This is a genomic window from Rossellomorea sp. H136 (assembly GCF_056838065.1).
In genome coordinates this window covers 4,059,149-4,078,149 of sequence record NZ_CM166371.1, presented here as the reverse complement: position 1 = coordinate 4,078,149, position 19,001 = coordinate 4,059,149, and the positions used below count along the sequence as shown (strand labels likewise).

Below are 19,001 nucleotides of genomic sequence, written 5' to 3'. Positions count from 1 at the left end.
ATGTTTAAAAAGTGAATAAATGGGAAATCAATAACTAACCATTAGATTAGGAGGCTTTATTTAATGAGTTGGACAAAAAATGATTATCCTGATTCACTGAAGAACCTGCCTGCGGATGTTCGGAACAAAGCCATTGAGATTGCCAATGCTCTTCTCGATGAAGGGTATGAAGAGGGACGGGCGATTGCGATTGCCACTGATAGGGCTCATAAGTCCGAAGAAGGAAATGCTTCGGATAAAACCGAATATCATGTCAGTCCACATGACGACGGCTGGCAGTTAAAGAAAGCAGACGGACACCGTGCCATCCTGGTAGAAGAGACAAAGGATAAGCTGTTGTCAAAGGCGAAGGACTATGTGACGGATCATTCCGGCACGCTTGTTGTACACAAACAGGATGGAAGCGTGGAAAATCATTTGTATCAACAATAAGAAAAAGGCTTGATCACCCGAGGAAATCCTCGTATGGTCAAGCCTTTTTGTATGTTTCTTATTGGCTGTTTTGACGATCGTATTCTTTTTTATTTTTCAGATCATCCCGAACACTTTTATCCCAGAGCTTAACCCCGGAATTATAGGCAGCCCTTGAGATGAGGTGTCCAGCAACAGGTGCCGTTACAAAGATGAAGACGATGGTCAGAATCAGTCTTGAATTAAAGTGTCCATGCTCCAAATAAAAGTAAAGGAATGTTGCCAAAAGAATCGACATCACGCCCAGTGTCGCACTTTTAGAAGCCGCATGATTTCTCGTATATACATCTGGGAGTCTCAGCAAACCAAAGGCAGTGACCAGGCTGAGAAACCCTCCTACTACTAAGAAAAACCCGATGAAAAATCTAATGATCTCGCTCACGTTCGATGATCTCCCCTTTCTCTAAGAACTTTGAAAAGGCAACGGTTCCTAAGAAAGCTAGAATCCCAAGAAGGAGAATAACTTCTAAGAAGGCGTAAGTATCGAGCATCATGGATACGAGGGCGATGATGGCAATCAGATTGATACCGATTGCATCCAAGGCTACCACACGGTCGGGGGTGGTTGGCCCTTTCACAACCCTGTATACAAGTCCCAGCATGGATAGGGAGACGCATAGCAGTGTGATTTGGAAAATCGTGTGTAACATTAGCGACTCACCTCCATAATGGCTTTTTCAAAGGAATTTTTAATCTCATCAATGGCTTGATCCACATCAGGGATATCGATGGCATGGACATAAAGGATCTTATTATCATACGATACATCCATCACGAGTGTCCCGGGTGTTAAGGTAATGAGATTAGCTAATAAGGTAATCTCCCAATCTGTTTTTAAGTCTGTCGGTAATGCAAAGATTCCCGGTTGAAAATCCAGCTTCGGTCTCAGGATCGTTTTTAAGACAGAGATGTTAGCAAGGATCAGTTCTTTTAAAAACAGGAAGAATAAATTGATCACGGCAGCCACGCGTAATAAATAAAATCGTGAGTTGAAAAACCTTCTGAATGCAAAAATCACAAGCAATCCTAGCAAATAGCCAATAATAAATGACTGAGAAGTAAAGGATACCGAAAGAAACATCCAGACAAAGGCCAGGAAAAAGTTTAATAAAATTTGAAATGCCATTCTACATTACTCCTTTAACACTGCGTCTATATAGAGATTCGGATTCACCAGTACTTCTGCTGCTTGTGAGAATAAAGGACGGACCGCCTCGGCACCAAAGCCGTAACATACGGCTAACACGACGAGTATTGCGGAAGTCATCCATAAATAACGAGCATGACCTTTGGAAACTCCGTTGTATTCTTTCGGAGTTCCCCATATACCGTTCAGGAAGATTTTGATAACAGAATACAGTACCATTAGACTTGATGCCAGAATGACACCAGCACCTACATAGGCTTCAGCAGCAAAGCTTCCTCTTAGAATTAATAGTTTCCCTATAAACCCACTCAAAGGAGGGATACCTGCCAAGGAGAAGGTTGCCACGAGGAACGTCCAGCCGAGCCACGGGTACTCTTTAATGAGACCGCCCATTTTCTTGAGGTTGGTTGTGCCGGTTATGGCAATCATCACTCCAACCAGGAGGAATAGGGCCGCTTTAATAATCATGTCATGAACGAGATAGTAAATCGCCCCTTCTAATGCTTCAGGGTTCATGGTTGACACCCCGAACAAGATCACACCAACTGCAATGATGATGTTGTAGATGATGATCTTCTTAACATCCCAATACGCGATGGCCCCGATACAGCCAAGGACGATTGTCAGGATGGCTAAAATACTCAGGATTTCATGTGTATACCCGATGTCATGATAGAAGAATAACGTGTACGTTCGTAAAATCGAATAGATCCCCACTTTCGTGAGCAAGGCACCGAATAAAGCAAGTACGGGTGTTGGTGGTGCGTAATACGAGCCTGGTAACCAAAAGTAAAGAGGGAAAATCGCACCCTTAAGTCCAAAGACTAAGAGAAACATGATAGCGATCGCTGTAAGTATCCCCGGCTGATTCACCTCAGCAATCTTTCTCGAAATATCTGCCATATTCAATGTCCCTACCACGGAATACAAGTACGCCACGGCAATGACGAATAGAGCAGAGGAGATGACATTCACGAGAATGTATTTTATTCCCTCACGCAATTGAGCCTTCGTCCCGCCTAGAACGAGCAGAACATATGAACTCATCAGCATCACTTCGAAAAAGACGAAGAGGTTAAAGATATCCCCGGTTGTAAATGCCCCGTTCACTCCCACCAATAGGAACTGAACAACAGGGTAGTAGTAGAATCGTTCTCTATCTGCCCCTATCGACTTAAAGGAATACAGTAACACGACAAGTGTGATGATGCTTGTTGTCGTCACCAGTAAAGCAGAGAGCATATCAGAAACGAGTGTAATCCCAAAAGGGGCCACCCAGCTTCCTAGGTTAATCGTTTGTATTCCATCATTGTAGATGGTGTTAATGAGTACAAGGGATGCTGCAATGGTAGCCAGAGTCGAAATGGCTGAAATTCCACGTTGTACTTTCACATATTTGCTGACAAACATTAAGATAATCGCCGTAAATAACGGGATTAATATAGGTAGTATTAATAAGTTAGTCATTTCCTTCGTTTCCTCTCATTTGATCCATATTATCCGTTCCAAGCTCTTGATATGCCCGATAAGCAAGAACAAGGAAGAAAGCTGTCACTCCAAAGCTGATAACAATCGCTGTTAAAATCAATGCTTGTGGTAACGGATCGACATAAGATTTTGCGTGTTCTCCAAGAAGAGGTGCAGCTCCTCCTTTTAGACCACTAATGGAAAGAAGTAAAAGATGCGCGCCGTGACTCAACAATGCTGTTCCAATGATGATTCGGAGCAAGCTTTTGGATAACATTAAGTAAACGGCGATCGTAATAAGGATTCCGACAACAATGGCCATTAATATTTCCATTATTCGCTCACCCCAATCGTTTGAATAATGGTCATCGTGACACCGATCACAACCAGATACACTCCCGTATCAAATAAGACGGCTGTATGCAGGGATGTCTTCCCTAACAGCGGAAGATGGAAATAATCGTACGCATGAGTCAGGAAAGGCACATCAAACAGAAGTGCCCCCGCAGAAGTCGCTACTGCCAGGAGTAAACCAATAGCAGTAATGATTTTATAATCCACCGGCAGGATATTAACTACCGTTTTGATATCATACGCCAACAACAGTAGTACAAGCGCAGCCGAAGTCATCAAGCCTCCAATAAAGCCTCCACCCGGGGTATAGTGCCCAGCGAAGAAAAGTCTCAGAGAAAACAGGATAATGATGAATGCGACAACGTTCGTTACGGTTTGTAAGATGACGTCATTCGTTTTTGTTTTCATCCTTCTTTCCCCCTTGTCAGACGCAATTTAATCATGGAGAAAATACCAAGTGCGGCTATCGCCAACACACAAATTTCAAATAATGTATCAAATCCACGGAAGTCAACGAGTATGACGTTTACCATGTTCTTACCGCCGGCTTCTTCATACACATTCTCGATGTAATAGCTTGAAATCGAATCGAAAAGTTTTGTGCTGTATGCAGAAATTGCAAATAAGGTAACGACTAGACCAACACCTATCGCAATCAATGCATTTCCAAGCTTAAATCTCATTCGTTCTTCATGCCTGCTTAATGGAGGCAGGTGATAGAAGCAGAGTAAGAATAGAGCAACGGACACCGTCTCAATCACAAGCTGCGTCAGAGCCAAGTCTGGAGCACGGAATAATACGAAGAATAGAGAAACCGTATATCCGGCAGCTCCCAACGAAATGATGGATGTTAATCGAGACTTTGCAAACAAGATGGTAACCGAGCTGATAACAAGTAAAAGTGCTATAGCCACCTCATAGACTCCGATCGGAGCCAATTCCTCCGTATTGATCACAAATGCACCTTTGAACCACATACTAAACAACAGTACGGCGATTAAGAAGGAGAAGATATATACGAGATACGAACGGATAAAGCCTGTCATATAACCCTTCGTAAAGCTATATGCTCCTCGTTCGCTACCGATTAACCCGCCATCATAAAATGAATTCAACGTGAAACGTTCCGGTATCCAAGTGTATATCTTTCTCCATCTTGGAAGTAGGAGATATAACAGAATTCCAAATAGGATGACTCCAAATGTCATAAACAGTTCAGGCGTAAAGCCATGCCAGAATGAAATATGAGTTTCGACTGCATGTCCTTCCTGAATCAGGCTTGGAGTAATGGAAGCTACTGCCGGAGCGATGATTCGTTCTGAAAGGATATTTGGAAAGAAACCAAAAATAATCACAAGTGAAGCCAGGATAATTGGAGAAATCAGCATTCCAAGTGGAGCTTCATGTGGTTTCTTTTCGAGTTTCTCCGGTTGATGCTTACCAGTAAAGGTTTTAAACACAAGAATCATGCTGTAAATAAACGTGAACACACTACCAACCCAGGCGAGGATCGGGAAAATCATACCTACTGTATCCAGGTTGAATATATCCATTTCAAGGACCCTTACCATTCCTGTAAAGAACATTTCCTTACTAAGGAAGCCATTAAATGGAGGAAGTCCTGCCATTGAGAAGGCTCCGATGATCGCAATGGTGAAGGTAATCGGCATGAAATTCATCAACCCGCCAAGCTTACGGATATCCCTGGTGCCTGTTTCATGATCAATAATTCCGACAACCATGAACAAGCTTCCTTTAAAGGTGGCGTGATTAATCAAATGGAAAACGGCAGCAAGGGTAGCAACCATATAAATATTTTCATCTAATTGACTGTAGTGAAGAGCAGCTGCGCCGACGCCCAATAAAGACATGATTAGACCAAGTTGACTTACGGTTGAAAATGCCAGTATTCCTTTAAGGTCTGTTTGTTTCACTGCATTAAAGGAACCCCAGAATAGTGTAATGATACCGAATCCTCCAACTAGCCACAACCATACACTTGATTCAGCAAATACAGGGCTCATGCGGGCAACAAGATAAATTCCGGCTTTCACCATTGTGGCAGAATGCAGGTACGCACTGACCGGTGTCGGTGCCTCCATGGCATCCGGTAACCAAATGTGGAACGGGAATTGAGCGGACTTCGTGAAAGCACCCAACAGGATCAGAAGTAATGCTGGAAGGAAAAGAGCTTCTGTCATGAGCTGATCGGATTGCATGACTAATTCCCTGATGCTGAAGGTCCCGCTCATCAGATAGAGAAGTAAGAATCCTCCAAGCATGCTCAATCCACCGAATACTGTAATAAGCATGGATTTCTGGGCACCGTATCTAGAGCGCTCACGGTGATACCAGTATCCGATCAATAAGAATGAGGATATGGAAGTGAACTCCCAGAACATATAAAGAACGATCAAGTTATCGGATAGAACAACTCCTAACATCGCTCCCATGAACATCATTAAATATACATAAAAATTATGTAGTTGTTCTTTCTTCTTATCTAAGTAATAAATCGAGTACAGGACAACCAGTGAACCGATTCCTGAGATAAGCAGGGCAAACAGTAATCCCAGTCCGTCAACGTAGGCGATAAAGTTGATCCCGAAGGACGGCATCCACTCCAAGGTTTCCTTGACGGTATCTCCATTCTTAGTGATGGAGATGAATTGGAAAAAGTAAGTGAATAAAGCGACTGGAAGCAGTAATACGAACCAACCAGTATGTACATTCCGAAATGCCTTATAAAGAAATGGAATGAGTATGGCAAATAAAAAAGGCGATACAATAGCCCAATGTAACAAAGTCATATAAAACCCCCCTCATGTAAAATACATTTATTCTAAAGCATGGTCTAATGTCTTTTCTGTTTTTAAACATGCATCTTCTTTCAAAAACCTCGACCGAAGCTGAACCTCAAAGAGCATTATAACGTAAAAAATAAATGCTTGCATTACTCAGGATTCCATTCGTATCAGATTGTTCATGAAGTATTAAATATGTAGATAGACGGAAAATACCGTCGGAATTTTGTTGGTTTTTTTCAGGCAACTGAACCGATTATAGAATAGTTTCGGTCAAATTGGAGAATCCTATCCATAAGGTGGTGAAGTTATGAAAAAGAAAACTGTAGCGGTTACGACCATATTCTTTACTTTTTTTGGCTTTGCGTGGTTAATTGAATCACAAGATCGGTTTAATAGAGGAATGATTGAAATGGAAGACCCGACCAGTATGAACATCAGGCCTGTTCAATATGGTGAAATGGAAGAAGTGGAAGAAGTGGAAGAAGAAATAACGAAAGACCCCATACGACAAAGACAACCATTTGGATCGAGAGAATATATCCGTGTCGTGCCACATTCCAATCCTCAGCAATAAATGACTGTCCTTTCTGTAATCATAGAAGGGCCAGTTTTGTTGTGCTTTCCGTGAAACAAGTGATAGGCAAATAGTCATGGCTCCTTCTGTTTCTATACCCTTTTCAAGATACTCATAAACGATTATGATGAGAGTGGTCAAAGAATCGTTATGGGAGAGTTATTAGTGAAAAATACATACTTAACAAGTTATTTGCCTCTTTTCTCTATATTATTATTCAGCCTTACATTTTCCGTTTATGGTGTGGAAGTATTCGTAGACATCTTTAAGAAAATTGGTGTGTATCCCGGAATGAGGGAATTTTTATCGGATATGCAATTAAAGCTCGCAATTTTGATACTATTAATGGTTGCTTTTTTTATGGTGTTTGCTGCCTTGAAGCTGATAGCGGAGACGATCAATGGTATTTCGATGCTGTTTTTCTCCATGGATTCAGATGGGAAATTGTATAATCACCTTCGAACAGGATCGATGATTTATTTTATCGGTGGCCTTGTGTCTGTACTGAGCCTGAAATCCTTCTTGGGATTGTTGATTATCTTTGCGTTGAGCTCGGTCGTGTATTTTGTTTATTTTGTTTATAAAATAAGTCCGTCCCTCTCGAAAATGGGGATCTTCGGAGTCGTTGGTTTACAGGTGTTTTCATGGTCATCCTTATTTTTAACGATATTCTTTGTGTGTTTGAAATTATACAATGGCGTGATGGCGAGTTTGCCGGTTATGTCGAAGGTGAAGTTATAGATAAAGAGTCTGCAGAACTTACTGCAGACTCTTTATCATTCCATGATCTGTTTCCAAATCTTATGACTTGGTCGCTGTTGTTCTATTTGACTCATGTTACGGGGAATGTCATGCCCGACCCATACACCGGTAGTGAAAGTATCTGTTATTCCCATAACCCAGTAGTCATGATAGTTATTGGTGGTTCCTGTCTTAATCCCAACATAGGGCTTTGAGACGTAAGCTGCTCTCCCGGTTCCGGAAGTAGCGGCTTCGCTAAGCATTTTTCTCATTTTAGAGGTTGTATCTGCGGACCATACTGACTTCAGGTCATTCTTCCATTGATAAAGGATATTTCCTTTATTGTCCTTTACATGAATGATCGCATGACTTTCCTGGTAATTCCCATCAATGAAGGAAGTATAAGCATCCGTCATTTCAAGGGGGCTCATCCCATAGGTGAATCCCCCTACGGAGGCCGCATAGGTTTGATCCTCGCTTATCACCTTCTCAAATGAAAAAGGGGATAACGATTTGAAAGCTTCTTCAATGCCTACTTTTTCCATCAATCGCAATGACGGGGCGTTATACGATTGTGCTAAGGAATGTTGTAACGTCACGGCCCCGGGCTGGACCCCTCCATAGTTCATAGGGCAATAGCCACCGATGCAATACCGGTTGGCATTTACTTTTTCAGTGACGGAAGCCTGGTATTTCTCGATATACGGACCATATACGAGAAGTGGCTTAATAACTGATCCAGGTTGCCTGAAAGCTTGAAATGCGTGATGGAAGTTATATTTCTGGTAGTTCCTGCCCCCGGTCAAAGCCGCGATGGTCCTTGTCTTGTTGTTGATGGTGACCGTGGCCCCTTGTAATTCTTTCTGAAGATGTCCATTTAAAGCCTTCACACTTTTTTGTTGCAGCTCAGGATTCAGTCCGGTTTGAATTTGAATTCCTGAAGAGATCACTTGTTGGAAACGTTCATCGAGCTTCTGTGCCACTTTCTCCTTTTCCTCTGGAGAGGCGGCATTTGCCAGTTCCACTTTGTAGCCCTCGTGAATCGAAATCAGCTCTTTTAATTCACTTTCCACATAAAAAGCATAATCAGGATATAAATCGATCTTTTTACGAACGTTTAAGCTAATCGGTACTTTTTTCATTTTATCCGCTTCTTCTTTGGATAGCTTACCCGTACTGACGAGAATATCCAGAAGACGTTCCTGACGAACTTTCGTTTGTTCAAAATGATCGATGGGATCATATTTGCCCGGGTTATTGGGAATCGATGCAATGAATGCCATCTCTGCCTGATTGAGTTCCGTTACACTCTTCTGGAAGTAATACTGTGACGCTGTTTCAACCCCGTAAACGCCATTACTGAAGTAAATAACATTCAGGTAAAGCTCTAATATTTCCTCTTTTGATAACGATTTTTCAATTTCATGGGCATAAAATAACTCGGTCAATTTACGATTGTACGTTTTTTCCTGTCCCAGATACAGGTTTCTTGCAAGTTGCTGTGTAATCGTGCTCCCACCCTGTTGGATGTGGGTGAACACCAAGTTTTTAACGACAGCCCGAAGAATCGCTCCGGCATCGAATCCGACATGTTCATAAAAATGCTGATCCTCTGATGCGACAAGAATGTCCTTCATAAAAGGGGGGATCTGTTCATCCGGAATATATAATCGGTATGGACGGTTCACTTCCGAAAATACCTTCCCATTCTGATCCAGCAGTAAACTGGTGCGATTTAGATTTAAGTTATCGGTACTAACCGAGTGTTCTAATTCATTTTGAAAGCTTTGTACTTTGTTCCATTCATCCGTTGTAAAAAATAATGTGGTAAAAAAGATGAACATAACACTAATTACCGTTATATAACCTGCGAAAATTCTCATTTCTCACTCTACTTTTCTAGTAATCTTCCACATGGCTGGTTGTATCAGAATGACGCATACTCCACCATAATAATCCAAAAGCGCATAAGAATAAAGCACCTGTTACATAAAAAACGGAAGAAATACCAATATATCCTGACACGATCCCTCCAAAAGCAGGTCCGACCACGTTCCCCAGAAAACGAAAGCTTTGATTATACCCGAGCACTTCCCCTTGCATACTTATGGGGGCTTCCTGGCGGATATAAGCGGTCACACATGGAATCATCCCGCCGATCGCGATGCCGAACAAGAATCGGAACAAGACGAGCTGCCACAGTTCTACAGCGAGTGCCTGGGGGACGATGAAAATGGCGGCCAGGACAAGGAGAATCGATAACACCTTTTCATAACCAATATTATCACCAAGCTGGCCCCATCGTCGCGTCGCAAGTAAATTACCAATTCCGGTCGCAGAGAATGCAATTCCCGCCAGAAATGCCAGATTCGTAGAAGAGGTAAGTTCATCTACATAGAGGGCGAGAAGGGGTTGAATGCTAAAGTTTGCTACTTGAATAAGGAATGACAATAAGAGAACCGTCACTAATAATTTGTGACTGAAAATATGCTGAAGCACTTCAATACTTGAATACTTGTTTCGCTGGTTCCGTTGCTCTTTGCTCCGTTGCTCGTCAATGCCAAGTAAAACAACGGTTGCTGCTATGGCAATGGAGATTGAGGTGAAAATGAATGTGTAGGAAAAGCCTACATTGTCAGCAAGTAAACCACCGATAACTGGACCGAATAGACCTCCTGAAACAGTTCCCATTTGCAGGGTGCCAAGCGTACGTCCTGCTTCTTCCTTTGGAGTCTGGGCCGAAATAAGGGCCATCGAAGTGGGAATGAAACCTGTCACCGCACCCATGATCATACGAAGGACGAAAAGCCCCCAAACGGAATCCATAAAGCCCATTAGAAAAATCGACGTGGCAATTCCATACCCTGTAATAAGAAGGATTGGTTTATAGCCGAAGCGGTCTCCGATCCGTCCCCATAAAGGAGAAATAAAGAAAGCCGTTAAGAATGTAACCCCGAACACAAATCCTGACCAGCGTTGAACGTATTCATGACTGTACGTACCAAAGGTTTCAATATAAAGAGACAAAAACGGCAAAACCATCGTCGCGCTTGCCGCAACCAAGAAATTGGCCACAAGCATAATCGTTAAATTCTTTTTTTTGATTGAAATGATTAACACCTTCTGTATGAATTTTATTTCGTATACCTAAATATTCATTTTATTAAAGATTGGGACTCGAGTCCACCCAATAACATTTATTCACGGGTAAAACCGGGAATTAGTCATAATTTATAGGTTCATCATGATATAATGTAAGAATAAGAAGTGTGGGAAATAGGAGTAAGTTTCGATTTTATTTTTAAGATGAATTTTTTTATTATAGATAAATTGGGGTCTTATCTAGATTTTGAGGAGGGAGTATAGTGGCGAAACCGGAACAACTTGTGTTTATAGATTTTGAGTTTTCTATGCCGGAACGACATAGAGTCCCCAAAGGTTTTTTTCCTGAGATTATTGAAGCCGGTGTCGTGGTGGTTGAGAAAGGGAAAGTGTCCAATTCGTTTTCATCTTATGTGAAACCGACTGCGTTTCCCAAACTGACCAACCGCTGTAAACGGTTCTTATCGATTAACCAGCAGGAAGTCGATTCGGGAATCTCATTTCAATGTTTGATTGACTATTTTTCCGGGTTGAATGCAAGAGGGATCGACAAAGTAGTGACGTGGGGAAACATGGATATGAAGGTTCTGCGTGATAACTGTGCACAGTCCGGCATTCCATTTCCTTTCCAAGCTCAATTCGTCGACTTGTCCATGGAATATAAACGATTCTTTGGTGATCAAAACCAAACCGGGCTATGGAAAGCAGTCCAGGAATACGGGAGGGAAGGAGTCGGAAAGCATCATAAAGCTTTAGATGATGCCCTCACCACCCACCATATCTACAATCTGGTCGAAAAAGACAAAAAATACCTCGATAAAGCGGAGCCAACCACCATCGGGGAAAGAATTGACCTGTCCAAATTTTACAACCAGCTTGCATAACGAAATGAGGGACGGACCTAAGGAAGGTCCGTCCCTCATTTATGTTTAAAATGTCAGGCTATACATCAGTTCGTATTCTCTTTGGATGGATTGGAGCACTTCGAGGCTCTTTCGGGCGTGAGGGGTTGGGTTTTCTTCCAGCTCTTTCTTCAGTGTAAAGTATGCAGAGACCAGTGATTCATTATAATCTGGAATGTTCCCGTCAAACGGCTTTACCATCTTTTCCGGCATATTCGCCTGCTCGCGGTGTGCAAGAGCCTTTCGTTCGTGAAACAGTGGAACGTCCACTTCCTGAGGATTGTGTAAATCTCCCTGCCGTGGATGCTTCAAGACGGAGAGAATCTTCACCACATAGGCTCCTGGCCGTTCTCCTGTTACTTCCCCGATATACTTGCCCGTTTTATAAAAAGCTGTGACATAATCACCAATTTGTATGTTTTTCATAAAAAAACCTCCTCTAATACTTCAATCTTTATTATAATGAAAGCGGAATGAATGTTGAAAGAACTACTATAAAGGTAACATGTGGAGGTACATATATGAAGCGTCTGATGATCGTGACCCTGTGTTTATTAGGTTTAGTACTTGCCTCTTGTGGACAAACAGAGAAGGAAGATACCACTAAAGATGAAACGAAACAAACAGAAGAAAACAAGAATACGGCAGAAGATTCCAAAGGAGATGACACAATGACATACCCTCAGCTTACAACAGAAGTTGCTGAAAACGAAAAATTGGTAGAAATGAAAACCTCGATGGGAACGGTTAAGATCAAGCTTTTCCCTGAACAGGCACCTAAAACCGTCGAAAACTTTATCACTCATAGTGAAAACGGCTATTATGACGGACTTAAATTTCATCGCGTGATCAAAGACTTCATGGTCCAGGGGGGAGACCCGAACGGAAACGGTACTGGTGGGGAAAGTATTTATGGTGAATCCTTTGAAGATGAATTCTCACCTGAATTATTCAATCTTCGTGGTGCCCTGTCCATGGCAAATGCCGGCCCGGATTCGAATGGAAGTCAATTTTTCATCGTGCAGAAGGATGACATCGACCCACAGTTTGAAGAGCAAATGAAATCAGCTGGTTTCCCTGCAGAAATCATTGAAGCATATATGGAGAATGGTGGAACCCCTTGGCTTGATCAAAAACATACGGTCTTTGGTCAAGTGGTTGAAGGAATGGACATCGTCGATAAAATTGCCAATGTAGAAGTAGGTGCGAATGATCTTCCAAAAGAAGATGTCGTGATTGAAAATATTAAGGTTGTAAAATAGTAGTGAGAGAGCTTTAAACCCTATTTGGGGTTTAGGGCTCTTTTTTTGGATGAAAGCTCTATAAGGGGTAAACGGATATTTCCTCGGAAATTGTCGAGGCTTGTTTCATAGCCTGTTCAATAAATCGTTAAAAACGTAGCGATTTCAAGTTGGTTTGTCCTTTACAGTGTTGGTATAATAGACGAAGAGTTTGTTTTTTGAAAGGAGCTTACGATGCTTTCTTATTATGTATTAAATTTATTTCTATACTTTCCTGAAGATAAGTCGGAATATATCCCTGCAAGCATTACAATGGCCATCTTCTTAATAGCTGCCTTATTGACGTTCCGTTTAATTATAAAGGTTTCAAAACGTGAAGAATTGAAAACGAAGAAGATGGAAGAGGAAGCGGGGCAGCACAAAAGGGAAACAGAATAAAAAGAGTGGAACACGCTTACATGTATAGGCGTGTTTTTTTGTTGTGCTGATTCAACACGACTATTATCTAAAACCGCCTCCGAACCAATAGCTTCTTTTTCAGGTGAAAAAGAGGAATACTTTTTCCCTCAAACGTCAACAATGGTGGAAGAGTATGCAAAATTTGGAGGAAGTGCGCAATGAAAAAATCATCACTATTATATATGATCATGATAAGTATATTACTTGGGGCATGTGCCATCGAAAATCCAAAAAAGGTCGAAGTGGAATTGAAAAATGAGAACGGGGATTCACTCGGAAAAGCCACCCTGCAAGAGAAATCAGATGGAGTGGAAGTCGGCTTGGATCTGGAAGGTTTGCCGCCAGGTGAACATGGGATTCACATCCACGAAAAAGGTGTATGTGAACGACCGGATTTTGTAACTGCAGGGAATCACTTCAATCCTGATGATAAAAAACATGGACTTCTTCATCCTGAGGGAGCACATGGAGGAGATCTTCCTAACATCATTGTCGAGGATGATGGCATTGCAAAAGTCAAGCTGATGGCAGGTGGAGTCACCTTGACGAAAGGGAAGACATCTCTTTTCACTAAAGAGGGGACTTCTTTGATCATCGATGAAAACAAAGACGATGGGATGACCCAGCCTTCAGGCGATTCCGGTAAACGTATTGCCTGCGGGGAGATTGTGAGTGATAAGGAGAAGTAGAATGAGTGTTAAGTTGTAATATAGTGTGTATCTGGTACAAGTAAATGTGAAAATAAAGCCCATTGGCAAAAACGATACTTCACCCCTACAGAACAAAAAAAACGGGAAGATTAGCCGACAAAAGTCGCATCTTCCCGTTTTTTACATTAGCTTAAAGCTTTTCGCAATCTTTCCAAACCATCCATCAACGTACCTCGTGGACAGGCAATATTCATACGTACGAAGCCTTCCCCGCCTGGTCCGTATTTCGTTCCGGGTTCCAATGCGAGTTTTCCTTTGGCCAATAGACGCTCCTTCAGCTCTTCATCAGAGAGTCCCAACTTTGTACAATCTATCCAGAGCAAATAGGTTCCTTCAGGGTCCACCAATTGGAGGTCAGGCAGGTGATCTCTAATGAATTCCTTCGTGACCCTCACGTTTTGCTGCAGGTACGCAAGTATTTCTTCCAGCCATGCTTCACCATAGCGGTAGGCTGCTTCCATTCCGACAATCCCAAACGTATTGAGAGTGAAGAAGCCCTGTTTTTTATGAATGGCGGCGATTTTTTCCCGGAGAGCCGGATTGGGAGTGATCATGGCTGAAGCCTGTAATCCTGCAAGGTTGAAGGTTTTACTTGGTGCGATGCACGTGATCGTGATATCTCTGTACGAGTCATTAAGAGATGCGAGTGGAATATGGGTATGAGTTTCATAAACCAGATCTGAATGAATTTCATCCGACACGATCACGACATTGTACTGATGGCATAATTCAGCTATTTTCATTAGCTCTTCTTTCTTCCATACCCGACCGCTCGGATTGTGTGGATTACATAATAAGAAGAGCTTTACACCTGTTTTTAAAGATTCTTCAAACACACCAAAGTCGATAGAATAGCTTCCGTCACCATAATCCAGTTGAGCATTTACAATTTCCCGGTCATTATCCTCCACCAGGCTGAAAAAAGGAGTATAGACAGGGGATTGTACGAGGACTTTATCTCCCGGAACAGTAAGTGCCTGAATAATGGTCGAAATCGCCGGCACGACTCCTGAACTGTATTGGATCCACGTTTTCTCAATGTCCCAGTCGTGACGTTTTTGGACCCATTCCTTAATGCTTGCTGCCGTTTTATCCCCAACAAAGGTGTAACCAAATATCCCGTGTTTCAGCCGATCCTGCAGGGCATCCAAAACATCTTGTGGCGGCAAGAAATCCATATCTGCCACCCACATGGGCAGAACATCGTCACTCCCAAACACCGTCTTCGTCAGGTCCCATTTTACGGAGGAAGACCCTTTTCGGTTGATGATATCTTCGAATTTACTCATCAATTTGTCCCCTTTCTAAATATGTAATGCCTAATATAATCATATGATGTAATCGAAAAAGATGAAAATGATTTGTTTATCCTTATAGCGGATCGTGTAGATTTAACATCTAACATAAAAAAGGGACTTCTCCCTACGTTTCAGATATGAGCGTTTGGGAAAGTCCTTTTTTGTATAGCGACTGTGTCTGAGAATCCTCATTAATTCCTTCAAGAGGGGCGGTTACAAATTGATGAATGTGTTCCAATACTTCTTTAGGCTTCTCTTCAGGGACGAGATGGCCTGTTTCTTCTAAAACCACCAGCCTCGAGTTCGGGATATCCTGTTTCAGCTTATGTCCAGTGGATAAGGGGACCACTCTGTCATGTTCTCCCCAAACAAGGAGGCAAGGTGTTTGAATGTTGCGCAAATCGTTCCCCGTTAAATCTCCTTCACGATCTCGAATCATCCTCGTCAATGCCTTGAAAATATCATCTTCCAGAAATGGTTTCAGATACCCGAACATCATTTCGTCATCGATCATTTTTGAATCGTGCACAACATTTTCAAGATTATTCCGTATCCCTGAGCGTGTAAGCCAAAGTTTTACATACAGATGGAAAAAAGGAATATGACTTAGCATCGTGACAGGCCACTTCATTTTCTTGAGATAGCCGGAACTGCACAGGAGTACGCCCTTTTCGACTAGGGAAGGTGCTTTTTTCATCACGTTCAGAGCGATCTGACCACCCATTGAATGACCCGTTAAGTGGACATTGCTTATATTCAAGTGGTCTAACAAGGCGATAACCGTGTTGGCCAGATTATCGTAAGAATAGATGAATCGATTATTTTTCTCGCTATTCCCAAAGGGAGGTAGATCGATGGAAATGACATTATACCTTTCCTTCAAAAGAGGCGTAAGCCGTCTAAAGCTAAAGGTTGATGATAGAAATCCATGAAGAAGGACGAAGGTTTCCGTGGCTGTAGGATGCTGATGATGTTCAAAATAAACATTGGCACCATTCACCTGAACCACCTTTGCAAAATCCTGTTCTTGCATACTTCGTCACTCCTCTCTACTAGTTTACAGATATTTTACCCCTATTTCTGCATTTAACACCCCGATTCAAAAGTTGTCTCATATCCAATTGTAATTATGGATGTAATGGGGAAAATAGACTTAAAGTGAGGATGCCTCTTTTCATAACAGTTACTTCTGATATAATAAAAACATTTAGTGGTGATGAGGAGGAAGCAGAATGCAACTAAGAGAAATGGAGCTTGATTTAGTAAGGATTTTACAGAAAGATGCCAGGATTTCCACAGAGAATATAGCGAAAATGCTTCAAGTAACAACAGAGGAAATAGAGAATGCGATTGAAAGGCTTGAAAAAGACAATGTTCTTGTGAGATACAGTTCCGTTGTGGATTGGTCCAAAGTAGAAGGTCATGAAGGGGTAACGGCGATGATCGATGTGAAAGTAGCTCCGAAAAGGGGAGTGGGATTTGATGAAGTGGCCCATCGTATTTATCGTTACAAAGAAGTGAAAAGTGTTTATCTAATGTCTGGGGCATATGACCTTTCTGTAACGGTGGAGGGCCGAACCATGCATGAAGTTGCTACATTCGTTTCTGAAAAACTATCTACTCTGGATTCCGTTTTATCTACAACAACTCATTTTCAATTGAAGAAATACAAACATGACGGCACCATCTTTGGTGATCATGGTGAAGATAAACGAATTGTGGTGTCTCCATGAAAACAAAGACATCTTACATATCTCAATCTGTGAAAAACTTAAAGCCTTCCGGTATCCGGAAATTCTTTGATTTGGCAGCAAATATGGAAGGGGTCATTTCGTTAGGGGTTGGGGAACCTGATTTCATTACCTCCTGGACGGTTAGGGAAGCTGCGATTCTTTCCTTGGAGCAAGGCTATACCTCCTATACAGCGAACGCAGGCCTACTGGAACTACGGGAGAAGATTGCCGCGTATATGAAAGAGGGCTACTCCGTAGACTACGATCCTAAAGATGAGATCATTGTGACGGTCGGTGCCTCTCAAGCCCTTGATATCAGTATGCGGGCAATCATTGATCAAGGAGATGAGGTCATTGTGGTGGAACCTGGCTTCGTTTCCTATGTACCTCTTGTTCAATTGGCAGGTGGAGTAGCTGTAACGGTCGGAACCAAGCCGGAAAATGACTTTAAAGTCACAGCCGAAGAACTCGAAGCTGCCATCACTCCGCGTACAAAAGCCGTCTTATTATGTTCTCCTAATAATCCAACGGGGACGGTCCTTGAAAGAGAGAACCTGGAAGAATTAGCAGAGGTGATTCGGAAGCATGATCTAGTTGTCCTTTCAGATGAAATATACTCTGAGCTTGCTTATGATCATCGCCACGTGTCCATTGCTTCTTTAAAGGACATGAGAAAAAGAACCCTTGTAATCAATGGATTCTCAAAAGGGTTTGCCATGACGGGCTGGAGACTGGGGTTTATTTGTGCTCCTGAAGAAATCGCTTCATCCTTACTTAAAATTCATCAATACGCCATGATGTGTGCATCAACCCCTGCTCAGCATGCTGCTGTGGAGGCACTCGATAAAGGGATGGAAGATGTGATGGAAATGAAGAGAAGTTATCGTCATCGACGACACTATTTTGTTGACTCCCTAAATGAACTCGGATTAACCTGCCACACCCCAGGAGGAGCATTCTATGCGTTTCCTTCCATTAAAAAAACAGGAATGTCTTCAGAGGAATTTGCTGAAAAGCTTCTTTTGGAAGAAAAAGTTGCGGTTGTACCCGGTAATGTGTTCGGTAAAGGTGGAGAAGGATATATTCGTTGTTCTTATGCCTCAAGTATGGAGCAACTGCAGGAAGCCGTGAAACGGATGAAGCGGTTTGTTGAGAATCATAGTTAGAAAATGAAGGGTGCCAGGCACAAAAGAACATTTGTGCCTGGCACCTTTTATTTGGGCAAAAAAAATAGGACGATAAAATATCGTCCAACAAATGAAAACAAAAGGGGGAATACTTAGAAAGCTTATTTTCAGTATGACCCCTTTTTTCACTGTCTATACATTATTTCATAAAAATTTTTAGCTTTCGCTCTTTTCATATTTCAGTTCATACATCATTTGCATCACACGCAGGAAATCTTTTTCAGAGAATTCCTTTGCCTTACGGAGGATCAGCTTTGTTCTTTTGGGCCCCAACTCTTTGATCAGTTGCTCCATTTCAGCGTCAACCCCTGTTGGAGGATGATCTTTCACTTCCCGTTCCAATAGTTCAGAAGCAGGTATATCAAGTACAGTAGAAAGCTTTAGAATCGTTTGTGTATCGGGAATCTGAAGATCGGATTCATACTTTTCAATCGTCTTTGTGCCTAGTCTGGCCCTTAAAGCAAGCTCCTGTTGAGATAGTTTGCGCTCTTCGCGGACCCGTTTTAAATTCTCACCAAAGTGTGACATGCTTAATTCCCTCCCCATAGAATACCTTCCTTATATCTACAGTTTATCACCATATGGAAAAAAATAGCCCGGATTCTCGTGAACAAAATGTTAAAAAAAACATACTAAGATTAGTGGGTAAAGTCATCGACGGATGTCTTTACCCACTATTTTTCTTTTTAGAGTTATAGTGAGAAGTGAAAGAAAGCTCGACCAAAGCCTCAAGGATTTCGAATCCGTATCAAAAACCGAGCCTCTTCACTTTCATTTTTGAATCAGGTTTAAGTATGTTGGGGCCATG

Annotated in this window: 22 protein-coding genes; 9 read left to right on the top strand and 13 right to left on the bottom strand. The window is 42.0% G+C overall.

Annotated features, from left to right (window positions below):
- Positions 1-63: 63 nt before the first annotated feature.
- Positions 64-432, top strand: coding sequence for a DUF2188 domain-containing protein (locus ACYH0O_RS20720; protein WP_482630150.1), 369 nt, complete (start codon positions 64-66; stop codon positions 430-432).
- 58 nt (positions 433-490) lie between these two features.
- Here ACYH0O_RS20720 and mnhG read toward each other — a convergent pair whose 3' ends face one another.
- Genes mnhG through ACYH0O_RS20685 form a run of 7 tightly spaced genes read right to left on the bottom strand, consistent with a single transcriptional unit; the run spans position 491 to position 6,249 of the window.
- Positions 491-853: a monovalent cation/H(+) antiporter subunit G gene (gene mnhG / locus ACYH0O_RS20715; RefSeq protein WP_149157593.1), complete on the bottom strand. Its 363-nt coding sequence runs from the start codon at positions 851-853 to the stop codon at positions 491-493.
- Entirely contained in the window at positions 837-1,121 is a 285-nt protein-coding gene (locus tag ACYH0O_RS20710; RefSeq protein WP_113968950.1) for a Na(+)/H(+) antiporter subunit F1, read from the bottom strand. The genes mnhG and ACYH0O_RS20710 overlap by 17 nt, the downstream gene beginning before the upstream one ends.
- Complete coding sequence (locus ACYH0O_RS20705) at positions 1,121-1,597, bottom strand: Na+/H+ antiporter subunit E (protein ID WP_148970746.1); 477 nt, start codon at positions 1,595-1,597, stop codon at positions 1,121-1,123. The genes ACYH0O_RS20710 and ACYH0O_RS20705 overlap by 1 nt, the downstream gene beginning before the upstream one ends.
- A 6-nt stretch (positions 1,598-1,603) precedes the next feature.
- Complete coding sequence (locus tag ACYH0O_RS20700; RefSeq protein ID WP_482630149.1) at positions 1,604-3,085, bottom strand: Na+/H+ antiporter subunit D; 1,482 nt, start codon at positions 3,083-3,085, stop codon at positions 1,604-1,606.
- Entirely contained in the window at positions 3,078-3,419 is a 342-nt protein-coding gene (locus ACYH0O_RS20695; RefSeq protein ID WP_044338125.1) for a Na(+)/H(+) antiporter subunit C, read from the bottom strand. The genes ACYH0O_RS20700 and ACYH0O_RS20695 overlap by 8 nt, the downstream gene beginning before the upstream one ends.
- Complete coding sequence (locus ACYH0O_RS20690; protein WP_149157595.1) at positions 3,419-3,847, bottom strand: Na(+)/H(+) antiporter subunit B; 429 nt, start codon at positions 3,845-3,847, stop codon at positions 3,419-3,421. The genes ACYH0O_RS20695 and ACYH0O_RS20690 overlap by 1 nt, the downstream gene beginning before the upstream one ends.
- Entirely contained in the window at positions 3,844-6,249 is a 2,406-nt protein-coding gene (locus ACYH0O_RS20685; RefSeq protein ID WP_482630148.1) for a Na+/H+ antiporter subunit A, read from the bottom strand. The genes ACYH0O_RS20690 and ACYH0O_RS20685 overlap by 4 nt, the downstream gene beginning before the upstream one ends.
- A gap of 304 nt (positions 6,250-6,553) precedes the next feature.
- On the opposite strand from ACYH0O_RS20685, the gene ACYH0O_RS20680 reads away from it, so the two are divergent.
- Both ACYH0O_RS20680 and ACYH0O_RS20675 read left to right on the top strand, forming a co-directional pair.
- Complete coding sequence (locus ACYH0O_RS20680) at positions 6,554-6,820, top strand: hypothetical protein (protein WP_482630147.1); 267 nt, start codon at positions 6,554-6,556, stop codon at positions 6,818-6,820.
- A 165-nt stretch (positions 6,821-6,985) separates the two neighbouring features.
- Complete coding sequence (locus tag ACYH0O_RS20675; RefSeq protein WP_482630146.1) at positions 6,986-7,561, top strand: DUF5366 family protein; 576 nt, start codon at positions 6,986-6,988, stop codon at positions 7,559-7,561.
- Positions 7,562-7,596: 35 nt separating this feature from the next.
- Here ACYH0O_RS20675 and ACYH0O_RS20670 read toward each other — a convergent pair whose 3' ends face one another.
- Complete coding sequence (locus ACYH0O_RS20670) at positions 7,597-9,444, bottom strand: transglycosylase domain-containing protein (RefSeq protein ID WP_482630145.1); 1,848 nt, start codon at positions 9,442-9,444, stop codon at positions 7,597-7,599.
- Positions 9,445-9,460: 16 nt separating this feature from the next.
- Positions 9,461-10,672: an MFS transporter gene (locus ACYH0O_RS20665; RefSeq protein ID WP_482632628.1), complete on the bottom strand. Its 1,212-nt coding sequence runs from the start codon at positions 10,670-10,672 to the stop codon at positions 9,461-9,463.
- A gap of 254 nt (positions 10,673-10,926) precedes the next feature.
- On the opposite strand from ACYH0O_RS20665, the gene kapD reads away from it, so the two are divergent.
- Positions 10,927-11,547 (top strand): 3'-5' exonuclease KapD, encoded by a 621-nt coding sequence (kapD, locus tag ACYH0O_RS20660; protein ID WP_149157601.1) that lies wholly within the window; start codon positions 10,927-10,929, stop codon positions 11,545-11,547.
- A gap of 45 nt (positions 11,548-11,592) precedes the next feature.
- Here kapD and kapB read toward each other — a convergent pair whose 3' ends face one another.
- On the bottom strand, positions 11,593-11,991 hold the full coding sequence (gene kapB, locus ACYH0O_RS20655) for a kinase-associated lipoprotein KapB (RefSeq protein WP_482630144.1): 399 nt from the start codon (positions 11,989-11,991) through the stop codon (positions 11,593-11,595).
- Between the two features lie 95 nt (positions 11,992-12,086).
- Between kapB and ACYH0O_RS20650 the strand changes: the two genes are divergently transcribed.
- From ACYH0O_RS20650 to ACYH0O_RS20640, 3 genes are all read left to right on the top strand, one after another.
- Positions 12,087-12,827: a peptidylprolyl isomerase gene (locus ACYH0O_RS20650; RefSeq protein WP_482630143.1), complete on the top strand. Its 741-nt coding sequence runs from the start codon at positions 12,087-12,089 to the stop codon at positions 12,825-12,827.
- 213 nt (positions 12,828-13,040) lie between these two features.
- Positions 13,041-13,244: a hypothetical protein gene (locus ACYH0O_RS20645; RefSeq protein WP_149157603.1), complete on the top strand. Its 204-nt coding sequence runs from the start codon at positions 13,041-13,043 to the stop codon at positions 13,242-13,244.
- A gap of 179 nt (positions 13,245-13,423) precedes the next feature.
- On the top strand, positions 13,424-13,954 hold the full coding sequence (locus ACYH0O_RS20640; RefSeq protein ID WP_482630142.1) for a superoxide dismutase family protein: 531 nt from the start codon (positions 13,424-13,426) through the stop codon (positions 13,952-13,954).
- Between the two features lie 146 nt (positions 13,955-14,100).
- On the opposite strand, the gene ACYH0O_RS20635 is transcribed toward ACYH0O_RS20640, so the two are convergent.
- Together ACYH0O_RS20635 and ACYH0O_RS20630 are read right to left on the bottom strand one after the other, a co-directional pair.
- Entirely contained in the window at positions 14,101-15,264 is a 1,164-nt protein-coding gene (locus ACYH0O_RS20635; protein WP_482630141.1) for a MalY/PatB family protein, read from the bottom strand.
- Between the two features lie 133 nt (positions 15,265-15,397).
- Complete coding sequence (locus ACYH0O_RS20630) at positions 15,398-16,306, bottom strand: alpha/beta fold hydrolase (protein WP_482630140.1); 909 nt, start codon at positions 16,304-16,306, stop codon at positions 15,398-15,400.
- A 199-nt stretch (positions 16,307-16,505) separates the two neighbouring features.
- Between ACYH0O_RS20630 and ACYH0O_RS20625 the strand changes: the two genes are divergently transcribed.
- Both ACYH0O_RS20625 and ACYH0O_RS20620 read left to right on the top strand, forming a co-directional pair.
- Complete coding sequence (locus ACYH0O_RS20625; protein WP_482630139.1) at positions 16,506-17,006, top strand: Lrp/AsnC family transcriptional regulator; 501 nt, start codon at positions 16,506-16,508, stop codon at positions 17,004-17,006.
- Positions 17,003-18,172, top strand: a complete 1,170-nt coding sequence (locus ACYH0O_RS20620) for an aminotransferase (protein WP_482630138.1) — start codon at positions 17,003-17,005, stop codon at positions 18,170-18,172. Before ACYH0O_RS20625 ends, ACYH0O_RS20620 begins: the two co-directional genes overlap by 4 nt.
- A 177-nt stretch (positions 18,173-18,349) precedes the next feature.
- On the opposite strand, the gene ACYH0O_RS20615 is transcribed toward ACYH0O_RS20620, so the two are convergent.
- Complete coding sequence (locus ACYH0O_RS20615; RefSeq protein ID WP_482630137.1) at positions 18,350-18,721, bottom strand: helix-turn-helix domain-containing protein; 372 nt, start codon at positions 18,719-18,721, stop codon at positions 18,350-18,352.
- Positions 18,722-19,001: the final 280 nt, after the last annotated feature.

Bases quoted from the DNA above. Each gene is read 5' to 3' on its own strand.
- ACYH0O_RS20720 (WP_482630150.1), top strand. From the start codon at position 64: ATGAGTTGGACAAAAAATGATTATCCTGATTCACTGAAGAACCTGCCT.
- ACYH0O_RS20710 (WP_113968950.1), bottom strand. From the start codon at position 1,121: ATGTTACACACGATTTTCCAAATCACACTGCTATGCGTCTCCCTATCC.
- ACYH0O_RS20705 (WP_148970746.1), bottom strand. From the start codon at position 1,597: ATGGCATTTCAAATTTTATTAAACTTTTTCCTGGCCTTTGTCTGGATG.
- ACYH0O_RS20700 (WP_482630149.1), bottom strand. From the start codon at position 3,085: ATGACTAACTTATTAATACTACCTATATTAATCCCGTTATTTACGGCG.
- ACYH0O_RS20695 (WP_044338125.1), bottom strand. From the start codon at position 3,419: ATGGAAATATTAATGGCCATTGTTGTCGGAATCCTTATTACGATCGCC.
- ACYH0O_RS20690 (WP_149157595.1), bottom strand. From the start codon at position 3,847: ATGAAAACAAAAACGAATGACGTCATCTTACAAACCGTAACGAACGTT.
- ACYH0O_RS20685 (WP_482630148.1), bottom strand. From the start codon at position 6,249: ATGACTTTGTTACATTGGGCTATTGTATCGCCTTTTTTATTTGCCATA.
- ACYH0O_RS20680 (WP_482630147.1), top strand. From the start codon at position 6,554: ATGAAAAAGAAAACTGTAGCGGTTACGACCATATTCTTTACTTTTTTT.
- ACYH0O_RS20670 (WP_482630145.1), bottom strand. From the start codon at position 9,444: ATGAGAATTTTCGCAGGTTATATAACGGTAATTAGTGTTATGTTCATC.
- kapB (WP_482630144.1), bottom strand. From the start codon at position 11,991: ATGAAAAACATACAAATTGGTGATTATGTCACAGCTTTTTATAAAACG.
- ACYH0O_RS20650 (WP_482630143.1), top strand. From the start codon at position 12,087: ATGAAGCGTCTGATGATCGTGACCCTGTGTTTATTAGGTTTAGTACTT.
- ACYH0O_RS20645 (WP_149157603.1), top strand. From the start codon at position 13,041: ATGCTTTCTTATTATGTATTAAATTTATTTCTATACTTTCCTGAAGAT.
- ACYH0O_RS20640 (WP_482630142.1), top strand. From the start codon at position 13,424: ATGAAAAAATCATCACTATTATATATGATCATGATAAGTATATTACTT.
- ACYH0O_RS20635 (WP_482630141.1), bottom strand. From the start codon at position 15,264: ATGAGTAAATTCGAAGATATCATCAACCGAAAAGGGTCTTCCTCCGTA.
- ACYH0O_RS20630 (WP_482630140.1), bottom strand. From the start codon at position 16,306: ATGCAAGAACAGGATTTTGCAAAGGTGGTTCAGGTGAATGGTGCCAAT.
- ACYH0O_RS20625 (WP_482630139.1), top strand. From the start codon at position 16,506: ATGCAACTAAGAGAAATGGAGCTTGATTTAGTAAGGATTTTACAGAAA.
- ACYH0O_RS20620 (WP_482630138.1), top strand. From the start codon at position 17,003: ATGAAAACAAAGACATCTTACATATCTCAATCTGTGAAAAACTTAAAG.
- ACYH0O_RS20615 (WP_482630137.1), bottom strand. From the start codon at position 18,721: ATGTCACACTTTGGTGAGAATTTAAAACGGGTCCGCGAAGAGCGCAAA.